Here is an 18,978-nt window from a genome sequence, read left to right on the forward strand (position 1 = left end):
GTCACCCGGTTGCCGGTGTGCGCGGGGGCACGGGGGTGGCCACGACGAACGAGCTGTGCGTCTGACCGTGGATGAGGAACTGGTCGAGGATGGTTTCGAGGCCCTCGATGGTGGGCGAGTGGACCTTGAGCAGGAAGCAGTCCTCGCCGGAGATGCGGTGGCATTCGCTGATCTGCGGGGTCCGGGCCGCCAGCTCGGCGATCTTGGGCAGCTGACCGGGGCCGGGCCTGATCCGGACCCAGGCCGTGACGGGCAGCCCGATCGCGGCGGGATCGATGTCGAGGCGGTAGCCGCGGATGACGCCGGCCTGTTCGAGGCGGGCCAGGCGTTCGCGGGCGGCGGGGGCGGACATGCCGATGCGGCGGGCCAGTTCGGCGGCGGTGATCCGGGGGTCGGCGCTGAGCACGGCGAGCAGCCGCCGGTCCGTCTCGTCCAGTACCGACTTTCCTGATGGAAAGCCGTTGGCGCTTTTACCTTCTTTTACCACCATATCGACGCCCTCTGCCTTTGTGTGCGCATGGTGTTGCCCGGTCCCGCATTCGACAATAAAGGCATGGTCGAGTCGCTTTTCCACAGCCCTCGTCGAGCAGCGGCGAGGATCGTGCAGCGGATGCCTCCCCACGTCTACTTCGTCGTCAGCGCGGTGTTCCACTACCTCGGGCCCGCGCTGGCGGTGCTGCTGTTCGCCCGGGTCGAGGTGCTCGGGGTGGCGTGGCTGCGCATCGCGACGGCCGCGGTGGTGTTCGCCGTGTGGCGGCGGCCGTGGCGGCTGTGGCCGCGGCTGGACCGGGCCACCCGATGGCTGCTGACGGGGTGGGCGGCGGTGCTGGCGGTGATGAACAGCGTGTTCTACCTCGCCATCGACCGGTTGCCGTTGGGCACGGTCGCAGCGATCGAGTTCCTGCCGGTCATCGTGCTGGCCGCGGTCGCCGCGCGAACCCGTCGCAACGTCGTCGCGCTGGTCGCGGCGGTCGCAGGCGTGTACCTGCTCACCGACGTGCGCCTGGTCGCCGAACCGCTGGGCATCGCGTTCGCCGCCGCCAACGCGGTGCTGTTCGCCCTCTACATCGTTCTCGGACACCGAGTGGCCCGCAGCCGGCAGGTGTCCGGCATCGACGGCCTCGCCCTGTCGATGATGATCGCCGCGGTGATCGCGCTGCCGATCGGCATCGGGCAGGCCGCGCCGGCGTTCCTGGACCCGGTGGCCCTGGCCGCGGCGGCCGGGGTGGGGATCTGCTCGTCGGTCATCCCCTACGTCAGCGACCAGCTCGCCATGGCCCGCCTGCCCCGAGCCACCTACGCCTTGATGGTGTCCTTGCTGCCGGCCACGGCCACCGTCGTCGGGATCATCGTGCTCACCCAGGTCCCCGCTGTCGCGGAGGTCATCGGCGTGGTGCTGGTGGTCGCGGGCGTCGCCCTGCACCAGGAACGCGAAACGGAGCGCGCCGAGCCGCCGGATCCCACATGATCACGAATGGCAAAGGGTGCCACCGGCTCAGGCTGTTCCCACCGCAGCTCGGTCCGGCGTCCGGCCGGTCAGCTCTGCAGCTGCTGGATGCCGATGACGCGGAGCAGGTCCAGCTTCTGCTCGTCCTCGGAGCCGGGTGCCGCGGTCATCATCACGATCGTCTGGTCGCCGGGGCCGCCGGTGAACGTGTCGCAGTCCACGACGACATCGCCGACCTGTTCGGTGTGGACGGTCTTGCGGCTGGTGCGCAGTTCGCCGACCGTCCCGGCCTCCCAGCGCCGGGCGAAGTCGGGAGAAGCCTTGAGCAGACCTCGGACCAGGCGCGGAATGTCCGGGTCATCGGGATAGCGGCCCGCCGCGGTGCGGAGGTGGCCGACGAGGTCGTCGCGGTAGGACTCGTCGTCGTCGGGGGTGTGCGTGATGCGCAGCGTCGGGTCGGTGAAGTACCGCCAGGCGACGTTGCGCTGCAGCCTGGTCTGACTGGACGGGTCGCCGAACATGGCGGCCCACAGGGGGTTCCACAGCACCAGTTCGTAGATCGCGGTGTGCACGGCCACGGCCACGGGCGCGTTGCGGAACCGGTCAACCATGCGCTGCGCGGTGGGGGTGACGAGCCTGGGCACGTGTCCCGGTGAGGGCACGGCCAGCCCGGCGACGCGGAAGAGGTGGTCGCGTTCCGCCTCGTTCAACCGCAGGGCCCTGGCCAACGCGGTCACGAGCTGCGCCGAGGGGTTGCGGGCCCGGCTCTGCTCGAGGCGAACGATGTAGTCGACGCTGACCCCGGTCAGGAGGGCGAGCTCCTCGCGGCGCAGACCGGGCGCGCGCCGGTCCAGGCCGGAGGGCAGTCCGACGTCCTCCGGGCGGACACGGTCCCGCCACGCCCTGAGGATCTGCGCGAACTCACCCATGCGCTCATGATGCCGTGAACCCGGCGGCAGCGGGTGGTACTGGCAGTCCCACCGTCCGGCGGTGCCTGGTGACCGGCCCGGCACCGGCGCACTGTGGTGGCATGACAACGACTTTGGTGACCGGAGCCAACAAGGGTCTCGGTTTGGAGACCACCCGCCGGTTGGTCGAGGCGGGCCACACCGTCCACGCCGGCATGCGCGACCTGGCCGGCGCCGGTCCCGCACAGGCACTCGGCGCGATCCCGGTCCAGCTCGACGTCACCGACTCCGACAGCGTCGACAAGGCCGTCGCGTCCCTGCCGGAGCTCGACGTGCTCGTCAACAACGCCGCCGTGGTCGGCCCGTCGTGGGGCCTCGACGACCTGGACGTCGAAGCGATGCGCATCGCCTTCGAGACCAACGTCTTCGGCATCGTCCGCCTCACCCAGGCCGCGCTCCCCCTGCTGCGGCGCTCCGCCAACCCGGTGGTCGTCAACGTCGCCTCCGGACTGGACTTCCCCCGCGCACTGCTCGACCCGGACGACGACTCGTTCTCCGGACTGATGGTGCCCTACGCCAGCTCCAAGGCCGCGGTGATCGCGCTGACCGTCCAGTACGCCAAGAACCTGCCGCAGATGCGGATCAACGCCTCCGACCCCGGCTACACCACCACCGACCTCAACGCCCACCAGGGCCACCAGACCGTCACCCAGGGCACCGACGCCACCGTCGCCCTCGCCCTGCTCGACCGGAACGGCCCCACCGGCGAGTTCCACAACCGGCACGGCCGCCTCGACTACTGAACCCCGGGCAACACGAGAGGAAGGAATTCCGTTGACCACCAACGACTTGCGCGAGTGGTACCTGCGCTACATCGCCGCACTCGACGCCCACGAGATCGACAGGATGGACGAGTTCGTCGCCGACGAGGTGCTTCTGAACGGCGTCCCGGGAACCCGCGCCGCCGTCATGGCGGACATGCGCGGCATCGTCGACGCCGTTCCCGACTTCCACTGGGACGTCCAGGAGCTGCTGTTCGACCGGGACCGCATCGCCGCACGGGTGCGGAACACCGGCACCCCGGCGAAGGAATGGCTCGGCGTCCCGCCGACCGGCGTCTCGTTCGAGGTCATCGAGTACGCGATCTACCAGGTCGCCGACGGCAGGTTCGTGCAGATGACCAACCTGCACGACTCCGCCGAGGTCCGTCGGCAACTGACTTCCTGAACCGGTCGCTCCTCCGCCGGGAGCTGCGACCGCTCACGGCACTTCTCGCGGTCCAGCACGCACACACCTCGGCCGTGCCGCCGCACGAGTCCGATGCCCCAACCATCACCCCGTCACCCCGTCACGCGGTCTCGGGGGCGATCCGGCTGGGGGCACCGGCCGCCGGGCTCCGTCATGAGCTCGAAGTGCCACATCTCGTTGGTGTACGTCTGGCACAGGCCGTAGTCCGCACCAAACCTGACCAACCAGTCGGCGGCGTCGGTGGGTCCGATGTCGATCGCGTGTCCCGTGACGTGCTTCGACTTCTCGGGTGGGTGCACCCACCGGAGAGCCTCCTTCTCGCTGCGGTACAACGCGATCGCCTCGTCGAGCAGACGCTGCTGGTACGCCCTGCTGCGCCAGCCGGACGTCACCTTCAGCACCACACCCCTCGCGGCGGCGTCCACCGCCGCTGCCCGTACAGCGGACAACAGCGCCGGATCGAGGTTGGCGATGGCGGCATGTCCGTTGTCGTCCAGGGAGATGCTCTCGTTCTTCGGAATGCTGCCATCTCCCGACACTTGAGTGGACCGGCTTGCGGGTGCCGCGGCACTCGGCGGCAGTCGCTGGCCGCCGCCAGGCTCGATGTCACTGGAAACGGGCGTCGACGCGGACCCGCAGGCCGTCACCGCGAAGGCCAGCGCGGCACAGAGCACGACGGGAAGTGCTTGGGCACTCACGACTTGACGCAACGCTGCCATGTCCAGCTCCCCTCACCTCCGGACGAAGATCCGGTGGCGTCAACACTGGAGGGGCGATGTGCGCACCATGCGCACGGCATGTCCGCATCGCGTAACAACACGAACCTCAAGAGCACCGAGCCGTCGACCAGAGCTCACCGGCACACCGCCGGCCGACAAGTCGTCCCTCCCATCGCTCACAACCTCGCCCGCTCGACCAGGCCCAGCAGGATCTCGCGGGTCGAGCCCATGCCGTAGCGGTCCACGTCGCTGGACATCCCGGCCACCTCGACCAGGGTGGGAACGAGGTCGATGCCGGCGGCGCGCGCCCGGTCGGCCAGGCTCCACAACTCCACGAGCACTTCACGGGGATCAGGCCCCTGGTCGATGGCCGAGACCTTGACGAGCCGGGACCGGTAGCTCCGCAACGCGGTCTCGTCGAAGGGCAGCGTCGCCGCCCAGCGGAATGACGTGCAGCGGTCGAAGATCGCGCGCACGGCGGCGCGGGTCGGTTCGTCGCCCCGCTCGTAGTGGTCGAGCAGGTCCGCCAAGGCGGCTTCCGCCTCGTCGCTGACACCGGCCTCCTCGACCGGCGGCCTGGCGTTGGCGAGGTCGGCCGCCCAGTTCGGGTTGGTCAGGTCAACTCGACGTTGTGCGATCGGGCGCAGGACCTCGTCCAGTTGCGCGACGCGTCGTTCCAAGTCTGGTAGCGACATCCTGTCATTATCTCGCCGGCGGTGATGGAGAAGATCTGTTTGAGCGAACGCGCCCCGGTGGAACCGTCTGTCGGGCACACTTCTCCCGCCGCAGGGGTGCGGCGCTTTGGGGGAAGTGATGCGTGCTGTCGTCGCGGTCGCGCTGCTCGTGGGGATCTACGTCCTCGGACTGGTGCTGATCGCCGGAATCGTGTTGGTCAGCGTGCTGTTCTTCGTCAACGACCGGCCGATCGGCTTCATCTGGTCCGTGGTGATCGGCGGAGCGCTCGCGTTCGCTCTGCTCAGCGGTCTGTTCACGCTCGCGGGCACCTCGGACGACGACGAGCGCGGCGAGCTGGTCGGTGAGCAGGACGAGCCCGAGCTGTGGGCGTTGGTGCGCAGGCTCGCCGACGAGGTCGGCACGCGTCCGCCGGACCGCGTCTTCATCGTGGCGGAGGCGAACGCCTGGGTGTCGCAGCGGACCAGACTGCTCGGCCTCGTCGCGACCACCCGCCGGATGTCCGTGGGGGCGCCGCTGCTCGCGTGCCTGACCGAGCGGCAGCTGAGCTTCGTCCTCGCGCACGAGCTCGGCCACTACAGCAACCGCGACACGCGCCTGTCGGGGGTGGTGGCGACCGGCCGGGTCGCGCTGGGCCGCATGATCTCCAAGCTGCACAACCAGTCCTGGTACCACGTCGTGGCCGCCGTGGTGTTCGACCTCTACGCGAATGTCTACTTCGCGGTCACCGCGTCCCTGGCCCGTCGGCAGGAGCTCGTCGCCGACGCGACGGCGACCCGGATCGCCGGGACCGAGGCGGCGGTGAGCGCCCTGCGGGAGCTCCCGGTGGTCAAAGCCGCCTGGAACCTCTTCCACGAAAGGCACTTCCGCCCGGCCTGGGACGCGGGGTTCCTGCCGACGACGATCTTCGACGCGTTCGCCGGGCTGCGCGGCTCGCCGGAGCTGCGCGCCCACCTCGACGAGATCAGGCAGAACCCGCCCGAGGGTGTGCCCGGCCCCTACGACTCGCACCCGCCTCTGTCGGAGCGGATCACCGCCGCCACCGCGATGGCCGTACCGACCAAGGGCTCCGACCGACCGGCCGGCGCACTGCTCGCGAACAACGGCGCGGTGATGGACAAGACCTTGGTCAGCTCCCTGGTCGAGGAGCTCGGCGTGAAGAAGCGCGTCGACTGGGCGACGTTGTCGCACAACGCGGTCCGCGCGACGCGGGTGGACCGGTCGCGCCGGCTGGTGCGGGTCGGCGGCGGTTCGCTCGGCGCCGTTCTCGACCGGCTCGACGAGGGCAGGCTGGCCTCGTTGCTGCGCACCGACGCCCGACCCGGCAGCGGCACGGCGGGGCCGAGGGTGCGGCGCGAGTTCGCCCGCGGGCTGCTGATCGACGAGCTGACCGCGCTCGTCGAGCTCACCCTCGCCGATCACCACCAGGCGCGCTGGGAGTCCGACTGGCTCGGCCTCACGACCTACCACGGCCCCGACCTCACCGACGAGATCGAGCGGGCCACCGAGGACAAGGGCTCCACGGAAGGCCTGCGCGCTGCGCTCACCGGCCTCCGCACCGACCAGGCCCCGACCCGCTAGGAGAGCGACGCAGTGGTGCTCGACCCGACCGGACACGCCGATCCGGAACGCTGGGGCCTCGTCCCGGACGCCCACGTCCGCGACTTCTTCCCCGAGGAGGACCCGGTGCTGGCCGGCGCGGTCACGGCCGCGTCCCGCGGTCAGTGGCGGCAGGCGGCGGAGGCGATGAAGGCCACCTCGGGTGACTGGGACGACCGCGCCTGCGTGACCCTCGCACTGGCCCGCGAAGGCGCGCGCACGGACGACTGGCTGAACGACTGGCGCGACGAGCAGCCGGACCGGGACCACGCCGTGCTCGACGCGGCCGCCTGGGTGCTGGTGGCGAAGGAAATCCTCGGCGAAAGCGACGAACGGGACCACCTGAGCGGGTACCACCGCGTGCTGCGCCGGGCCGAGCGGGCGGCACGGCACGCGGCCGAGCTCGCCCCGCAGGACCCGACGCCGTGGTGGACGCTGGTCGAGGTCGCCGGTGGCCTCTCGTTCGACCAGGCGCGCTTCGCCGAGATCTGGCACGGACTCCACAGCCGCGCGCCGCGGCACCGCGCCGCCCACGAGGCCGCCCTGCGGTACTGGGCGGGGCAGTCGTCCGACGTGCTGCTCGACTTCGCGGCCAACGCCGGCCCCGCGCTGGTGCTGCGGGCGGCGTTCCTGCTGGAGGACGACGACCCGCTCATCTGGCGCACGCAGCTCGTGACCGGCGCGATGGAGCAGCTCCTGGCCGAGGACGAGCTGTCGAACGACGACCGCGGCCACCTGGTCCTCGCGCTGTACGACCACAACCGCTTCACCGAGGTGATCGAGCAGTTCCGGGCCCTCGGCACCCGCGCGGACGGCACGCCGTGGAGCCGCTTCGAGGACCCGAAGGGCACGTTCCTGGAGTACCGCGTGAACTCGTGCCGGAAAGCCGCGCTCCAGCGCTAGCCACCATCCGGGCCCCGCTGGTCGCTCAGAAGCCGGGGAACACGCGACGCAGGTCGTCGAGCGTCACGCCGCCCTCGACGGTGACGCCGTTGTCGTGGGGTGCCTTGAGACGGCCGCTGAGCAGGCGGACGAACGCTTCCCGCGGGCCGTGGAACGTCGCGGACGGCGACTCGACGTGGTCCACCACGGTGACCGCGTCGTCGATCACCAGACCGGCGCCGGGAACCACGACGGAAGCGGGTGCCGCGAGCTCCCCCGGCTTCGCGTAGAAGCCCAGCAGGAAGCCCAGGGGCCCGGCCAGGAGGTCCACCAGCACGGCGGCCGAGCCGGCGTCCACCCCGGCGTGCGGGTCGAGGGCCACGCGCACGTCCCACGAGTGGTTGGCCACCTCGTTGAGCCGCATGCCCAGTGCGGTCAGCAGCGGAACCGGCTCCGGCAGGAAGCCGAGGTCGACGGTCAGCGACGAGCGCTGCTCGGGCGTGAGCCCCTCGACCAGGTCGAGCCAGCGGCCGTCGTGCTCCAGGAAGCCCTCGGCCTGCGCTCGCGGCGCGGACGCGTCCCAGCGGGCCCAGATCGTCTGGTTGTCCTCCGCCTCCACGGCCTCGCCGGCGGCACGGGCGATCGGCGCGCGACCGATCTCCGCGCCGCTGCCGAGGTGCGACAGGACCTGGGCGACGGTCCACTCCGCTGCGCCACTGGTCAGGGCCAGCTGCTCGTCGGTGAGGGTGCGGGCGAGACCGGCGAGCGTGTCGTGCTCGGCGCGCAGGGCGGCGATCGTGCGGTCCACGAGTTGACTCATACCGTCCCCAACCCTCGGACCCGCGCACGTGTTCCACCGGTCGACGAACACACGGCTAGCTGTACTGACCCGGGTCGGGCAGCCCGGCGGCGAACGCGATGGAACGACGTCGGTCGGGTCCGATGGGGACGGTGGCGAGCAGCTCCGCGATGCGGTGTTGCTGGGCGGCGGTCGGCAGCAGGTACATCGGCGGCTCGCTCTGCCGGCCGGAGGCGGCGACCCGCGGGTCCGGGTCGTGGAGGAGCTCGAGACCGGCGATGACCGCCTCCCATCCCCCGCGAAGCCGGTGGATCCACCACGCCCGGCTGCGGAGCGCCGGATCTTCCGCTGCCTTGAGCGGGGCCAGATCGGTGGGAGACCACAACCGGAGGTGGGCGGCGAGGACCTCGCCGGCCAGCCGGGCCACCCTCGAATGGTCACCGGCCACCGCCTGGAACAGCAGCGGAACGTCCTCGGCGGCGGCATGGTCCTTGAGCAGTGACAGGCCGACCTTCTGCAAAGGCAGGTCAGCGCTGCGGACCAGGCCGAGAACCTCCTGGCGTTCGATGGCGGTGCCGGTCTCGGCGAGCCCGATGTAGGCGCGAGCGCGCATGATCGGGTTGGCGGCGGAACGTGCACGCGTGGCGTAGAGAACGGCCGGATCGCGTCCCATCTCCTGCCAGCGACGACGAGCCCACAACCGGGTGAGCACGGAGGAGTCGACCAGCAGCCGCTCCACCTCGGCGGGGTCGAGCTGCTCGGCCGTCAGCTTCACCAAGGCCAGCGTGCGGCTCTCGGCGGCACGGTCGCGAAGCAGCACACCGGCGATGACGTCCGGCGTCGCCGAGTCGGCGACGACGCCGATGAGCCGCCGGCGCACCACCTGGTCCCGCTCCCCCGCCAGCAGCGCGACCGCGTCCGGCAGCCCGAGCAGTCCGGAGTCGAAGCTGTGCCGGAAGGCGGCGCGCCGGAGGTCGTGGTCCGCCGAGCTCCGCAAGCGGGCCCACACGTCCGCCTCGCCGTGTTCGCCGACCAGTGCGTGCAGGTACCGAGCCAGGGCTCCGGAACCTCTGCCCCGCTGCTCGAACCGGCGCAACACCGGCACCACGTGGGCGGCGTTGTCCAACGTCCGTCGCCGCAGCACCTCACGCAGAGCCAGCTCGCGGACCACCCCGACGTGGTCGCCGACTCGCACTGCCAGTGCGCGATCGCTCAACGCGTCGAAGGAGGTGACCAGCGACCGAACGGCGCGCTCACGCACGTGTCCGTCGGTGTGCATGCCGGCCAATACCGCGACGACGGGCGACGGACTCGCCAGCACCTCGCTCGTCCACGCCTGCGACTTTCCCAGCGCGGGACCTTCGAAGCTGAACCGGCGAGCCTCCTGGTCGATCCGCACCAGCTCGCGCGCGGTCACCGCGGTGAGCCAGGACGCGGTCTCGTCCAGAACCGGCCGGTCGCCCTCCACGGCAGCCGCGGCACCTCGGGCCAGTCGGTCACGGATCTGCGACGGGGTCAGCATGCGGCCGATTCTGACGGGTCTGCGTCCCGCGGTCATCCGAATTGGACCGACGGCCGATCGGTCACCGGATCATGCGGCCAGCAACTCGGCCAGCCGCAACGGGGTGCGGTCCTCGAACATCGGTCCGACGATCTGCACCCCGACCGGCAACCCGCCGGACGACCGGCCCGCGGGGACGGCGGTGGCGGGCAGACCGGGCATCGTGGCCAGGCCGGCCCAGACGAGCTGGTCGAAGTACGGGTGCTCGACGCCGTCGATGTCGATGCGGCGTTGCAACGGGTTGGGGTGGTGGTCGTGCGGGAACGCGGGCGTTGGCGTGATCGGGCAGACCACGGCGTCGAACTCGGCGAAGAGTTGTCGCCAGCCGTGGCGGTGGATCTCACGACGGTGGTTCGCCGCCATCCAGTCGTGGTGGCTGAAATCCATGGCGCGCAACCGGACGGCGTCGAGACTCCGGTCGTCCGGGCTCGGTCCGGCGCGCAGCTGTTCGTCCGGGCCGGTCGGGAAACGCGCGACCGAGCCGGAGATCAGCAGTTGCATGTAGAGGGTCGCGGCTTCGGCCAGGTCGGGCAGCAGCGGGCTGTGCCGCTCGACGTGCGCGCCTGCGTCGGCGAGCGCGGCGGCCACCCGGTGCACGGCCGCGCGCACGGCGGATCCGGTGGCGATGAACGGGTGTTCGTCGAGGACCAGGACGCGGAAGTCGCCGAGTCGCTCGTGCCGGGCGGGTGGGAGCGTCACGCGGTGCGCCACTCCGGACGTCAGCGGGTCGGGGCCGGCCATGACGTCGAGCAGGAGGGTGAGGTCGCGGGCGGTGCGCGCCATCGGGCCGACGACGGCCAGGTCCTGCTCGACGGGCAAAGCGGGTTCGGACGGCGGGACCATGCCGCGGACGGCGGCCAGGCCGAGAGTCGGCTTATGCGCGTAGACGCCGCAGAAGTGCGCGGGGGTGCGCAGGGAGCCGGCCAGGTCGGAACCGATGGACAGCGCCCCGAAGCCGGACGCCAGTGCCGCCGCCGACCCGCCGGACGATCCGCCGGACGTGCGGCTGTGGTCCCACGGGTTGTTCGTGGTGCCGTAGACGTCGTTGAAGGTCTGGATGTCCTGCAGTCCCAACGGGACGTTCGTCTTGCCCAGCACCACCGCCCCCGCGGCCTTGAGCCGCGACACCTGCACCGCGTCCTCGTCGGGCACGTGGTCGCGGTGTGGTGGCATGCCCCAGGTCGTGGGCAGCCCGGCCACGTCGTACGACTCCTTGACCGTCACGGGAACGCCGAGCAGCGGCCGGTCCTCGCCCCGCGCACGCGCCTGGTCGGCCGCGAGTGCGGCGGACCGCGCGCGGTCGAAGTCCGGCACGCAGATCGCGTTGACCGCCTCGTCCTCGCGTTCGATCCGGGCGATCGCCTCCTCCGTCAGTTCCAGCGACGTGACCGCGCCGGCGCGCATCGCGGCAAGGAGGTTCTCGGCTGACTGAAAGCTCCAATCCATGAACCCGAAGCTATAGAGCCGTCGACGGAGCCACGAAATTCCTTTTGGCGCAACAGGAAGTACGGACTCATTCGGAAGGTTCCCCGGGCGCCAGGGCTGCCGCGAAACGCGTCGCGACGGCCGCGACCGCCGCACGCAGCTCGTCCCCGCCCTCGACGCGGAAGTCGAACGGCACCGCCGCCAGCCACTCCTGCGCGTACATCGCCGGGTTGTTGGTGCTGCCCACGAGCACGCACCCGTCCCCTGCCGGGTGGAGCCGTCCCATCGGGGACGGGATCCACGGCGCCACCTCGGCCGGCGGGGCGTCGAAGACGACGCGGGTGGCGAACTTCCAGCCCGTGCCGAGGTTCTCCTCCAGCGCCGCGACCGGGTCGAGGTCGCCGGGCGGCTCGAACTCGTGCGCGGTCTGGCCGACCGCGCGAACCCGGTCGAGCCGGTAGGTGCGGACCGCGTCCGCCCGATGGCTGTGGCACAACAGGTACCAGCGCCCGTGGCGGACCACGACCGCCCACGGGTCCACTTCGGACTTCCACTCGTCGCCGGTCTCGCTCCGGTAGGAGATCAGCACGCGGCGCCTCGCCGCGATGGCGGCGACCAGCGCGCTGGTGGTGGCGGGATCGGGGCCGGCCGAACGGTGGTCCGGCGTGGCCTTCGCGTGCTCGCGCAACGTGGCCGCCTGCCGTCCGACGTTCTCGGGCAACGCCTCGATGACCTTGCCCAGCGCCGAACCGACCGGGTCATCGGCCTCGGTGGCGCCCGGCTGGCCGTCGAGCGCCGCCATGACCAGTCCCAGCGCCTCGGCCTGGGTGAACACGATCGGCGGCAGCTTCGTCCCGCGCCGCAGCCGGTAGCCGCCGTGCGGGCCGCGGCTCGACTCGACCTGGACGCCCGCCTCGCGCAGGATCCCGATGTAGCGGCGGGCGGCCCGTTCCGTGACGCCCAGGCGTTCGGCGAGCTGGTCGGCTGTCGTGCCGGGGCGCGTCTGGAGGATCTCGAGGGTCCGCAGTGCCCTGGCGGTGGGGCTGACGTCACTCGGCACTCGGGCAGGGTAGGAGATCCGCCGCAGAACCGGAAGCGGATCGTCCGGAACTGGCTCTAGCGTGGCGGTGCACCGCGGCGACCAGGCCGCGCAGCAGAGGGAGAACAGTTCGTGGACATCCTGCTCATCGCAGGCCTGTGGCTCGACGGATCCGCCTGGGACGACGTCGCGTCCGAGCTCCGGTCGCTCGGCCACCGCCCCGTGCCGCTGACCCTGCCGGGACAGGGGGACGGATCCGCCACCGCCACGCTCGACGACCAGCTGGCGGCCGTGCTCGACGCCGTGGACGCGGCCTCCGGCACGCCGGTGGTGGTCGGGCACTCGGCTGCCTGCAGCCTGGCCTGGCTGGCCGCAGACGCACGACCGGACAAGATCTCCGGGGTCGTCCTGATCGGCGGTTTCCCCGCCGGCGACGGGAAGGCCTACGCCGACTTCTTCGAACTGCGGGACGGCGCCATGCCGTTTCCCGGCTGGGAGCCGTTCGAGGGAGCGGACTCGGCCGATCTGGACGACGAGGCCAAGCGCGCGTTCGAGGCCGCGGCGATCCCCGTTCCCGAGGGCGTGGCCAGGGGCGTCGTGCGGCTGACCGACGAACGGCGCTTCCGGGTGCCGGTCGTGCTGGTCTGCCCCGAGTTCACCCCGGCCCAGGTCAAGGAGTGGATCGACGCGGGCGACGTGCCGGAGCTGGCCAGGGCCGAGCACCTGGAGTTCGTCGACATCGACTCCGGGCACTGGCCCATGTGGACCAAGCCGGCCGAGCTCGCCCGGATCCTCGTGGCGGCCGGCACGAGGAGCTGACCGGGCGACGTGGTCGCTCCGGCCGCGACGACGCCGCGGCCGGAGCCGTCCCGTCAGACCGGGAACACGCCGAACGACTGCGCGATGGTCCCGTTGCACGACCAGATCTGCATCGCGAGCCCCTCGGTGGTCTGCCCGCCCGGCACGTCGAGGCAGTGCGTCGACGTGCGGGCCACCCGCGACTTGAGCGTCACGAAGTCGGGCAGGGTGCGGCTCGCCTGGAACCGCTGGTTGCTGGTTCCCGCGCAGGGCCACTGGATCACCGGCACGCCGTCGGTGTTGAGACCGAAGGCGTCCATGCACTTCAGCGTGACCGCGTTGCGCATCTGCACGACGTGGTCGCCCTTGTCCAGGAAGTCCCACCGCTGGAACGGGCTGCCGTTGCAGGTGGTCTGGACGACGGGCACGCCGTCCTCGAACGACTCCCCCTGCGGTGCCAGGCACTTGCCGCTGACGGCGCTGCGGACGGTGACGTCGAAGTGGTCGTCGGCGGAGGCCGGCGTGGCGGTGCCGAGCAGTCCCGCGATGGCGGCGGTCGAGGCGAGCGCTGTGGTGACGATCCGTTTTCTCATGGGTACCTCCCCTGGGTCGTCGCTCACGATGGCGTGTCCCGTCGACAATCCGTCGACGGTTCGTCGACACCGCGGAGCGGGCCGTGTGGGCGAACCGCAGACGTCTCCAGCGATCAGGCAACGGAGAACATCCACTGTGCGTGTGCTGGGGAACGGGTCCGAAGACCGTCAACACCGGCGGCGGGGGCACCGTGACCGACGTCCGCTCCGGGCAGCACGAGTGCTTCGACCGGCTGGTGATCGACACCCACCAGGCCGACGGCGGCTACTACGTCACCTACACCGACCAGGTGAACCACGTCGGGTCGGGTGAGCCGGTCCCGTTGCGGGGCGGGGCGAAGTTGTTCGTCATGGCGTACTCGCCGTCCTACGACGAGAACTTCACCACCACCTACCAGCCGGCGAACCCGGCCGAGGTCGTGGACGTGACCGGCTACCGGACGTTCCGGCAGGTCGCCTGGGCCGGCTCGTGGGAGGGCACCACGGACCTCGGTCTCGGTGTCCGCGCACGCCTGCCGTTCCGGGTGTTCACCCTGACCGACCGCATCGTGGTGGACGTCGCCCACCAGTGGTGAGCCGTGGCGGGATCGCCTTCCCGGCGATCCCGCCGCCATCAGGAGAACTGCTGCGGCACAACGGGTGTGAGAGGTACCGGCGACGGGCGTTGCGCCGTGGTCGTCAGCTCGATCCGCCGTCCCTCGTGCGCTGACCGGAGCACGGCGGTCATCGTCTCCAGCACGTGCAGTGCGAGCTCACCACCGGCGCGCGGGGCTCGCCCGTCGGCGGTGACGAGGTCGAGCAGGCCGGTCCCGCGCCCCGCGCCCGTGTAGCCCGCGTCGACGGGAAGGGCCCGCCATCCGTTGCCGTCCAACGGGAAGAGGCGCGTCTCGCCGTCGAAGTGGTTCGGGTCGGGGACCGCGAGCGTGCCGGTCTCGCCGTGCACCTCGATCGGTGCGGCGGTGGTGGCCACCCCGTCGAAGCTGGTCGTGATGGTCGAAAGCGCGCCACTGGCGTGTTCGAGCACGCCGGAGACGTGGGTGTCGACCTCGACCGCGATCCGCCGGCCCGTCCGCGGACCGGAACCGATGACGCGTTCGGTGCGCAGGCGGCTGGCTGCGCCGACCACCGCGCGCACCGGGCCGAGCAGGTGGATCAGCGCGGTGAGGTAGTACGGCCCCATGTCCAGCAACGGACCGCCGCCCGCGACGTAGTAGAAGTCGGGGTCGGGGTGCCAGCGTTCGTGTCCCGGCGTGATCATCACGGCCGTCGCGGAGAGCGGCCGTCCGATGAGCCCGCCGTCGATCGCCGCCCGCGCGGTCTGCGTGCCCGTGCCGAGGACGGTGTCCGGTGCGCAGCCGACCCGCACGCCGGCCGCCGCGGCCCGGTCGATGACCTCCCTGCCGTCGGAGAACGTGACGGCGAGCGGTTTCTCGACGAAGACGTTCTTGCCGGCGTCGATCGCGCGGAGCGTGATCTCGGCGTGGGCCGCGGGGACGGTGAGGTTGAGGACCGTGTCGACGTCCGCGCCGCCGAGCAGGCGCTCGACGCCGACCGCCTCGGCGCCCGGCAGCTCGGCCGCGACGGCGGCCGCACGGGCGGGGTCGAGGTCGGCGACGGCGGTGACGCGCACCGCGGGGTGGTCGCGCAAGGTGGTCAGGTAGGCGCCGGAGATGAACCCCAGACCTACGATGCCGATGCGGTGCGGGTCGCCCACGACATCCCCCTCGTGATGACGGCTCGGACACTCGGATGCTCCAGCACGTCCAGGCTGTGGCCCGGAGTGGTCACCACGATCCTTCCGGCACCCCACCGGCGGGTCCAGATCGCCGGGCAGGTGACCGGCCGGTGCCACGGGTGCCACGGCCGGACGGGGTGGGTCGTGGTGGCCAGGACGTCGACCAGGTCGTCGTGCAGCACCCAGTACTGCTCGGTGACCAGCTCGAAGTCCTCGACGCCCGCGGTGACCGGGTGCTCCCGGCCGAGCGCGGTGATGTTCACGGTGTACGGCAGGAAGTTGTCCTCCTGCCCGCCCTGGCGCTCGCACGGCTCCTTGCCCGGATGCGTGACGAACTGGCCGCCCACCAGGTGCAGGTAGTCCGCCGACGCGCGGAACGAGTCCGCGATGCCGCCGTGCCAGCCGGTGAACCCGGTGCCGGCCTCGACCGCGGCGCGCAGCCCGGCCAGTTGCCCGGGGGTGATCTCCGACATCGTCACGCACTGCACGACCAGGTCGGTGCGCGCCATCTCGGCGGCGTCGGCGTACACCTCGGTCGACTCCTCGACCCGGACGTCGTAGCCGTTCTGCTGCAGGAAGGGGAGGAACAGCTCGGTGGCTTCCACCGGCCGGTGGCCTTCCCAGCCACCGCGGACCACCAGCGCTTTCGGCCGTGCCACATCCACCCCCTGGGAAACCGCTTACCCCGTGCCGTTCGAGGAACTGCTCGACCGGCACACTCCGGACTGCACACTGCCGGGCACGTGATCGTTGGTCAAGATCGGGCGTTACCGCCTCGTCGTCAACCAGTGCCGCAACTGCCGGAAGTGCGCGTTCGCCGCCTCGACGGCGGCCGCCGCGTCCCCGGCGGGCAGCACGGCCGCGGCCATCGCGCCGAACTCGCCGAACCTCCGCCGCGCGGTCCCGTCCCCGGCGAAGAACGACACCGGCGCCGGTCCGAGCGCGTCGGTCACCCACCGCGTGATCAGCCGGCCGCCGAGCCGCGCGCCCTCGACGACGTACAGGGAGCCGATGAGCGCCGGAAGCGCCTCGACGTCGGGCGGACCCGACCGCGGCACCGCCGCCACCCGTTCTTCGGTCCACCCGAGTCCGCGCAGGTCGTCGGTGAGCTGTGCGGCCCCCGGCGACAGCACCCACGGCAGGCGGTGCGCGGTCGCCGACGCCTCCAGCGCCTTCTCCAACGGCTCGTGGAACCCCAGGAAGGCCGCGAGCACGTCCTCGTAGCGCGATGATGTGATGCACTGGGGCCGGAAGCCGACAGCGTCTTCCAGCGCGAGGTGAGCGGCACGGGTGTCGGTGCGCAGGCGCGCCAGGAGGCTCACCGCCGCCATCCTAGTTCGGAATGCCGCGAAACAGTCGAACCGGATCGGCCGCCGGTGCGAACCACGGACAGCACCCGTGCGTCCAACCCGCACTCGACGACCGGGGTGAGGACGTGCATGGACGCTGGGGAAGAGGTCGTGGTGGGAGGTTCCGGAACGCGGACGACGCTCGATCTCGGCGACGGCGACGGCGAGCTGCGCCGGGCCCGCGCCTGGGTGCGAGGTCAGCTCGAAGGTCTGACGGCCGACCAGGCGGAGGACGTGGTGCTCGTGGCCGACGAGCTGGTGTCGAACGCGCTGCGCCACGGCAGCGCCCCGCGCAGGCTGCTGCTCGTGCGCGACGACGGGTTCCTGCGCTTCGAGGTGGAGGACGGCTCACCGGCGGCGGCCAGGCCCACCGAGGGCACGATCAGGGGCGGCCGGGGGCTGACGCTGGTCGGCGCGCTGTCGTCGAGCTGGGGACAGCGATCCACCGGGCGCGGCAAGGTGGTGTGGGCCGAGTTCGTCCTGGGGTGACGGTCACCGCGCGACGGCCCGCGGTGGCGGACCGGGCCGGGTGAAGTCGTTGGAGTGCCAGTACGCCACCGCGCCCTGCAGCACTGTCCGGAACAGCGTGAAGTTCACCGGCTTGTAGACGTAGCTGTCGGCGCCCGCCTCGTAGCACCGGTCGATGTCCGCCGAGGTCGTCGACGACGTGAACACGACGACGAGCACGTCGCACAGCCGCGGGTCCTCGTCGGCGCGCAGGTCCGAGAGCACCCGGTAGCCGTCCGCGCCCGGCATGTTCAGGTCGAGCAGCACCAGCACGGGGTGCGGCAGGGCCGGGTCGCGCAACCGGTCCGCGACGCGCTGGCCGTCCGGGAGGAACTCCAGCACGAGCTCCGGGAACGACCGGGACAGCGCCCGCTGGATCGCCTCCCGGTCCTCCTCACTGTCCTCGACGACCAGCACCACCTGTTCGCCACCGGCGGTCACAGGACCTCCCACCACGTCTGCCCGTTCCCGCTGATCTCGATGCGCGCCCACTCCGCGTCCCCGTCCACCGTGACGGTCACCTCTCCCGGTTCCGGGGACACCGTGAGCCGGTCGGGCACGTCCTGGCTGCCCAGCGACCGCGCGGCGGCGAGCGCGGCGTCCGGTGCTCGCTCCGCCGGGAGCACGGCGTCGAGCGCCCGGTGTCCCCGGTAGCGGATCAGCAGCACCGCCGCGTCGTCGTCCACGGCGTAGCGGCCGTCGCCCGCGACCAGGGCGGCGGCCAGCTCGGGCAGCGGCAGGTCGTGCAGCGCGGACAGCGTCGGCTCCAGGTCGGCGTCGCCGAAGAACGCGCCGGCGGAGTCCCGCGCCTCGACCAGCCCGTCGGTGAACAACACGACGGCGTCGCCGGGCCGGAGCACGTCGTCGGCCTGGGTGAACGTCAGCTCGTCGAGCACGCCGACCAGCTGGCCGCGGCACACCGTCTCCTCGACCCCGCCGTCGCGCCGGATGATGATCGGCGGCGGGTGCCCTGCGGTGAGCGTCCGCATGGGCAGACCACCGGGGCCGGGGGTGCCGAACGTGACCGCGGCCAGGGTCAGGAACTTGCCGACCTGGTTGCGCAGCATCTTGGCGTTGAGCTGACGGACCGCGTCCTCGGGCCGGCCGCCCTCCTCGAGGATCGTCTCGACGGTGTGCCGGGCGAGTCCGGTGAGCGCGGCGGCCGCGGCTCCGCGTCCGCACACGTCGCCGATGAGCGCGGTGAACCGGCCGCCGGGCTGTTCGACGACGCCGTAGAAGTCGCCGCCGACGTCGAGCAGGTGGCCCGCCACGTTGTAGCCGGTGGCGATCTCGACGCCGGCCAGGTCGGGCAGCACCGAGGGCAGCAGGTGCAGCTGGAGCTCCTCGACCTCGGCCCGCCGCTGGCTGTACAGGGTCGCGTTGTCGATGGCGAGCGCCGCGCGGTTGGCGATGTCCAGCACGAACTCGCGCGTGGGCACCCGGCGGGCTCCGGCGCGGTGGAAGAACGTGAGCACGCCCAGCACCCGGCCGCGTGCCCGCAGGACCGCGCTGGTCATCAGCTCCAGGCCGACGTCCTCCGGCAGCAGCGACGGCGCCGGGCCGGCCTCGTCCTCGGTCAGCGGCACCCCCGCCCAGCGGCCGTGGCGCAGGTGGTCCTCCAGCAGGCGTTCGCGCTGCGCGTCGACGTGGGCGGCGGCGATCTGCACCAGGGCGTC

At 71.8% G+C, this 18,978-nt stretch carries 22 protein-coding genes; 8 read left to right on the plus strand and 14 right to left on the minus strand.

Translation table 11 applies throughout. The features are described from left to right. Position 1: 1 nt before the first annotated feature. Positions 2–574: an Lrp/AsnC family transcriptional regulator gene (locus VF330_RS13690; RefSeq protein WP_330851944.1), complete on the minus strand. Its 573-nt coding sequence runs from the start codon at positions 572–574 to the stop codon at positions 2–4. Here VF330_RS13690 and VF330_RS13695 point away from each other — a divergent pair. After that, positions 554–1,468 carry an EamA family transporter gene (locus VF330_RS13695; RefSeq protein WP_330851945.1) on the plus strand — a complete coding sequence of 305 codons (915 nt, stop codon included), beginning with the start codon at positions 554–556 and terminating at the stop codon, positions 1,466–1,468. The genes VF330_RS13690 and VF330_RS13695 overlap by 21 nt on opposite strands. Before the next feature lie 68 nt (positions 1,469–1,536). Here the strand turns inward: VF330_RS13695 and VF330_RS13700 are convergent, their stop codons facing one another. Next, a complete protein-coding gene (locus tag VF330_RS13700) occupies positions 1,537–2,376 on the minus strand; it encodes a helix-turn-helix transcriptional regulator (protein ID WP_330851946.1) in 840 nt (279 codons plus the stop codon). Between the two features lie 101 nt (positions 2,377–2,477). On the opposite strand from VF330_RS13700, the gene VF330_RS13705 reads away from it, so the two are divergent. Continuing rightward, on the plus strand, positions 2,478–3,158 hold the full coding sequence (locus VF330_RS13705) for an SDR family NAD(P)-dependent oxidoreductase (protein ID WP_330851947.1): 681 nt from the start codon (positions 2,478–2,480) through the stop codon (positions 3,156–3,158). Between the two features lie 31 nt (positions 3,159–3,189). Continuing rightward, positions 3,190–3,582 carry an ester cyclase gene (locus tag VF330_RS13710; RefSeq protein WP_330851948.1) on the plus strand — a complete coding sequence of 131 codons (393 nt, stop codon included), beginning with the start codon at positions 3,190–3,192 and terminating at the stop codon, positions 3,580–3,582. A 113-nt stretch (positions 3,583–3,695) separates the two neighbouring features. On the opposite strand, the gene VF330_RS13715 is transcribed toward VF330_RS13710, so the two are convergent. Together VF330_RS13715 and VF330_RS13720 are read right to left on the minus strand one after the other, a co-directional pair. Continuing rightward, a complete protein-coding gene (locus VF330_RS13715; protein WP_330851949.1) occupies positions 3,696–4,142 on the minus strand; it encodes a M15 family metallopeptidase in 447 nt (148 codons plus the stop codon). A 356-nt stretch (positions 4,143–4,498) separates the two neighbouring features. After that, entirely contained in the window at positions 4,499–5,017 is a 519-nt protein-coding gene (locus tag VF330_RS13720) for a hypothetical protein (protein WP_330851950.1), read from the minus strand. 118 nt (positions 5,018–5,135) lie between these two features. Here VF330_RS13720 and VF330_RS13725 point away from each other — a divergent pair, with 118 nt between their 5' ends. Together VF330_RS13725 and VF330_RS13730 are read left to right on the plus strand one after the other, a co-directional pair. Beyond that, positions 5,136–6,596, plus strand: coding sequence for a M48 family metallopeptidase (locus tag VF330_RS13725; protein WP_330851951.1), 1,461 nt, complete (start codon positions 5,136–5,138; stop codon positions 6,594–6,596). A gap of 15 nt (positions 6,597–6,611) precedes the next feature. Beyond that, positions 6,612–7,517 carry a hypothetical protein gene (locus tag VF330_RS13730; protein ID WP_330851952.1) on the plus strand — a complete coding sequence of 302 codons (906 nt, stop codon included), beginning with the start codon at positions 6,612–6,614 and terminating at the stop codon, positions 7,515–7,517. 25 nt (positions 7,518–7,542) lie between these two features. On the opposite strand, the gene VF330_RS13735 is transcribed toward VF330_RS13730, so the two are convergent. From VF330_RS13735 to VF330_RS13750, 4 genes are all read right to left on the minus strand, one after another. Then, complete coding sequence (locus VF330_RS13735) at positions 7,543–8,316, minus strand: maleylpyruvate isomerase family mycothiol-dependent enzyme (RefSeq protein ID WP_330851953.1); 774 nt, start codon at positions 8,314–8,316, stop codon at positions 7,543–7,545. A gap of 55 nt (positions 8,317–8,371) precedes the next feature. Next, a complete protein-coding gene (locus VF330_RS13740; RefSeq protein WP_330851954.1) occupies positions 8,372–9,817 on the minus strand; it encodes a hypothetical protein in 1,446 nt (481 codons plus the stop codon). Positions 9,818–9,886: 69 nt separating this feature from the next. Then, positions 9,887–11,302, minus strand: a complete 1,416-nt coding sequence (locus tag VF330_RS13745; protein ID WP_330851955.1) for an amidase — start codon at positions 11,300–11,302, stop codon at positions 9,887–9,889. A gap of 67 nt (positions 11,303–11,369) precedes the next feature. After that, entirely contained in the window at positions 11,370–12,341 is a 972-nt protein-coding gene (locus tag VF330_RS13750) for a YafY family protein (RefSeq protein WP_330851956.1), read from the minus strand. A gap of 111 nt (positions 12,342–12,452) precedes the next feature. Between VF330_RS13750 and VF330_RS13755 the strand changes: the two genes are divergently transcribed. Continuing rightward, positions 12,453–13,139, plus strand: a complete 687-nt coding sequence (locus VF330_RS13755) for an alpha/beta hydrolase (protein WP_330851957.1) — start codon at positions 12,453–12,455, stop codon at positions 13,137–13,139. A gap of 53 nt (positions 13,140–13,192) precedes the next feature. On the opposite strand, the gene VF330_RS13760 is transcribed toward VF330_RS13755, so the two are convergent. Then, a complete protein-coding gene (locus tag VF330_RS13760; protein ID WP_330851958.1) occupies positions 13,193–13,711 on the minus strand; it encodes an RICIN domain-containing protein in 519 nt (172 codons plus the stop codon). Between the two features lie 191 nt (positions 13,712–13,902). On the opposite strand from VF330_RS13760, the gene VF330_RS13765 reads away from it, so the two are divergent. Continuing rightward, positions 13,903–14,286 (plus strand): AMIN-like domain-containing (lipo)protein, encoded by a 384-nt coding sequence (locus VF330_RS13765; protein WP_330851959.1) that lies wholly within the window; start codon positions 13,903–13,905, stop codon positions 14,284–14,286. Positions 14,287–14,324: 38 nt separating this feature from the next. Here the strand turns inward: VF330_RS13765 and VF330_RS13770 are convergent, their stop codons facing one another. The 3 genes from VF330_RS13770 to VF330_RS13780 form a co-directional block, all read right to left on the minus strand. Further along, entirely contained in the window at positions 14,325–15,425 is a 1,101-nt protein-coding gene (locus VF330_RS13770) for a Gfo/Idh/MocA family oxidoreductase (protein ID WP_330851960.1), read from the minus strand. Beyond that, complete coding sequence (locus VF330_RS13775; RefSeq protein WP_330851961.1) at positions 15,395–16,105, minus strand: ThuA domain-containing protein; 711 nt, start codon at positions 16,103–16,105, stop codon at positions 15,395–15,397. Before VF330_RS13775 ends, VF330_RS13770 begins: the two co-directional genes overlap by 31 nt. A gap of 108 nt (positions 16,106–16,213) precedes the next feature. Continuing rightward, on the minus strand, positions 16,214–16,768 hold the full coding sequence (locus VF330_RS13780; protein ID WP_330851962.1) for a biliverdin-producing heme oxygenase: 555 nt from the start codon (positions 16,766–16,768) through the stop codon (positions 16,214–16,216). 117 nt (positions 16,769–16,885) lie between these two features. Between VF330_RS13780 and VF330_RS13785 the strand changes: the two genes are divergently transcribed. Then, complete coding sequence (locus VF330_RS13785) at positions 16,886–17,284, plus strand: ATP-binding protein (protein ID WP_330851963.1); 399 nt, start codon at positions 16,886–16,888, stop codon at positions 17,282–17,284. Positions 17,285–17,287: 3 nt separating this feature from the next. On the opposite strand, the gene VF330_RS13790 is transcribed toward VF330_RS13785, so the two are convergent. Then, positions 17,288–17,743 (minus strand): response regulator, encoded by a 456-nt coding sequence (locus VF330_RS13790; RefSeq protein ID WP_330851964.1) that lies wholly within the window; start codon positions 17,741–17,743, stop codon positions 17,288–17,290. Then, positions 17,740–18,978 (minus strand): SpoIIE family protein phosphatase (locus VF330_RS13795; protein ID WP_330851965.1); only part of this gene is annotated, 1,239 nt, incomplete at its 5' end. The genes VF330_RS13790 and VF330_RS13795, both read right to left, overlap by 4 nt.

Origin of the sequence: Lentzea sp. (assembly GCF_036380075.1) — a bacterium.
In the GTDB taxonomy this organism is placed as follows: Bacteria; Actinomycetota; Actinomycetes; order Mycobacteriales; family Pseudonocardiaceae; genus Lentzea.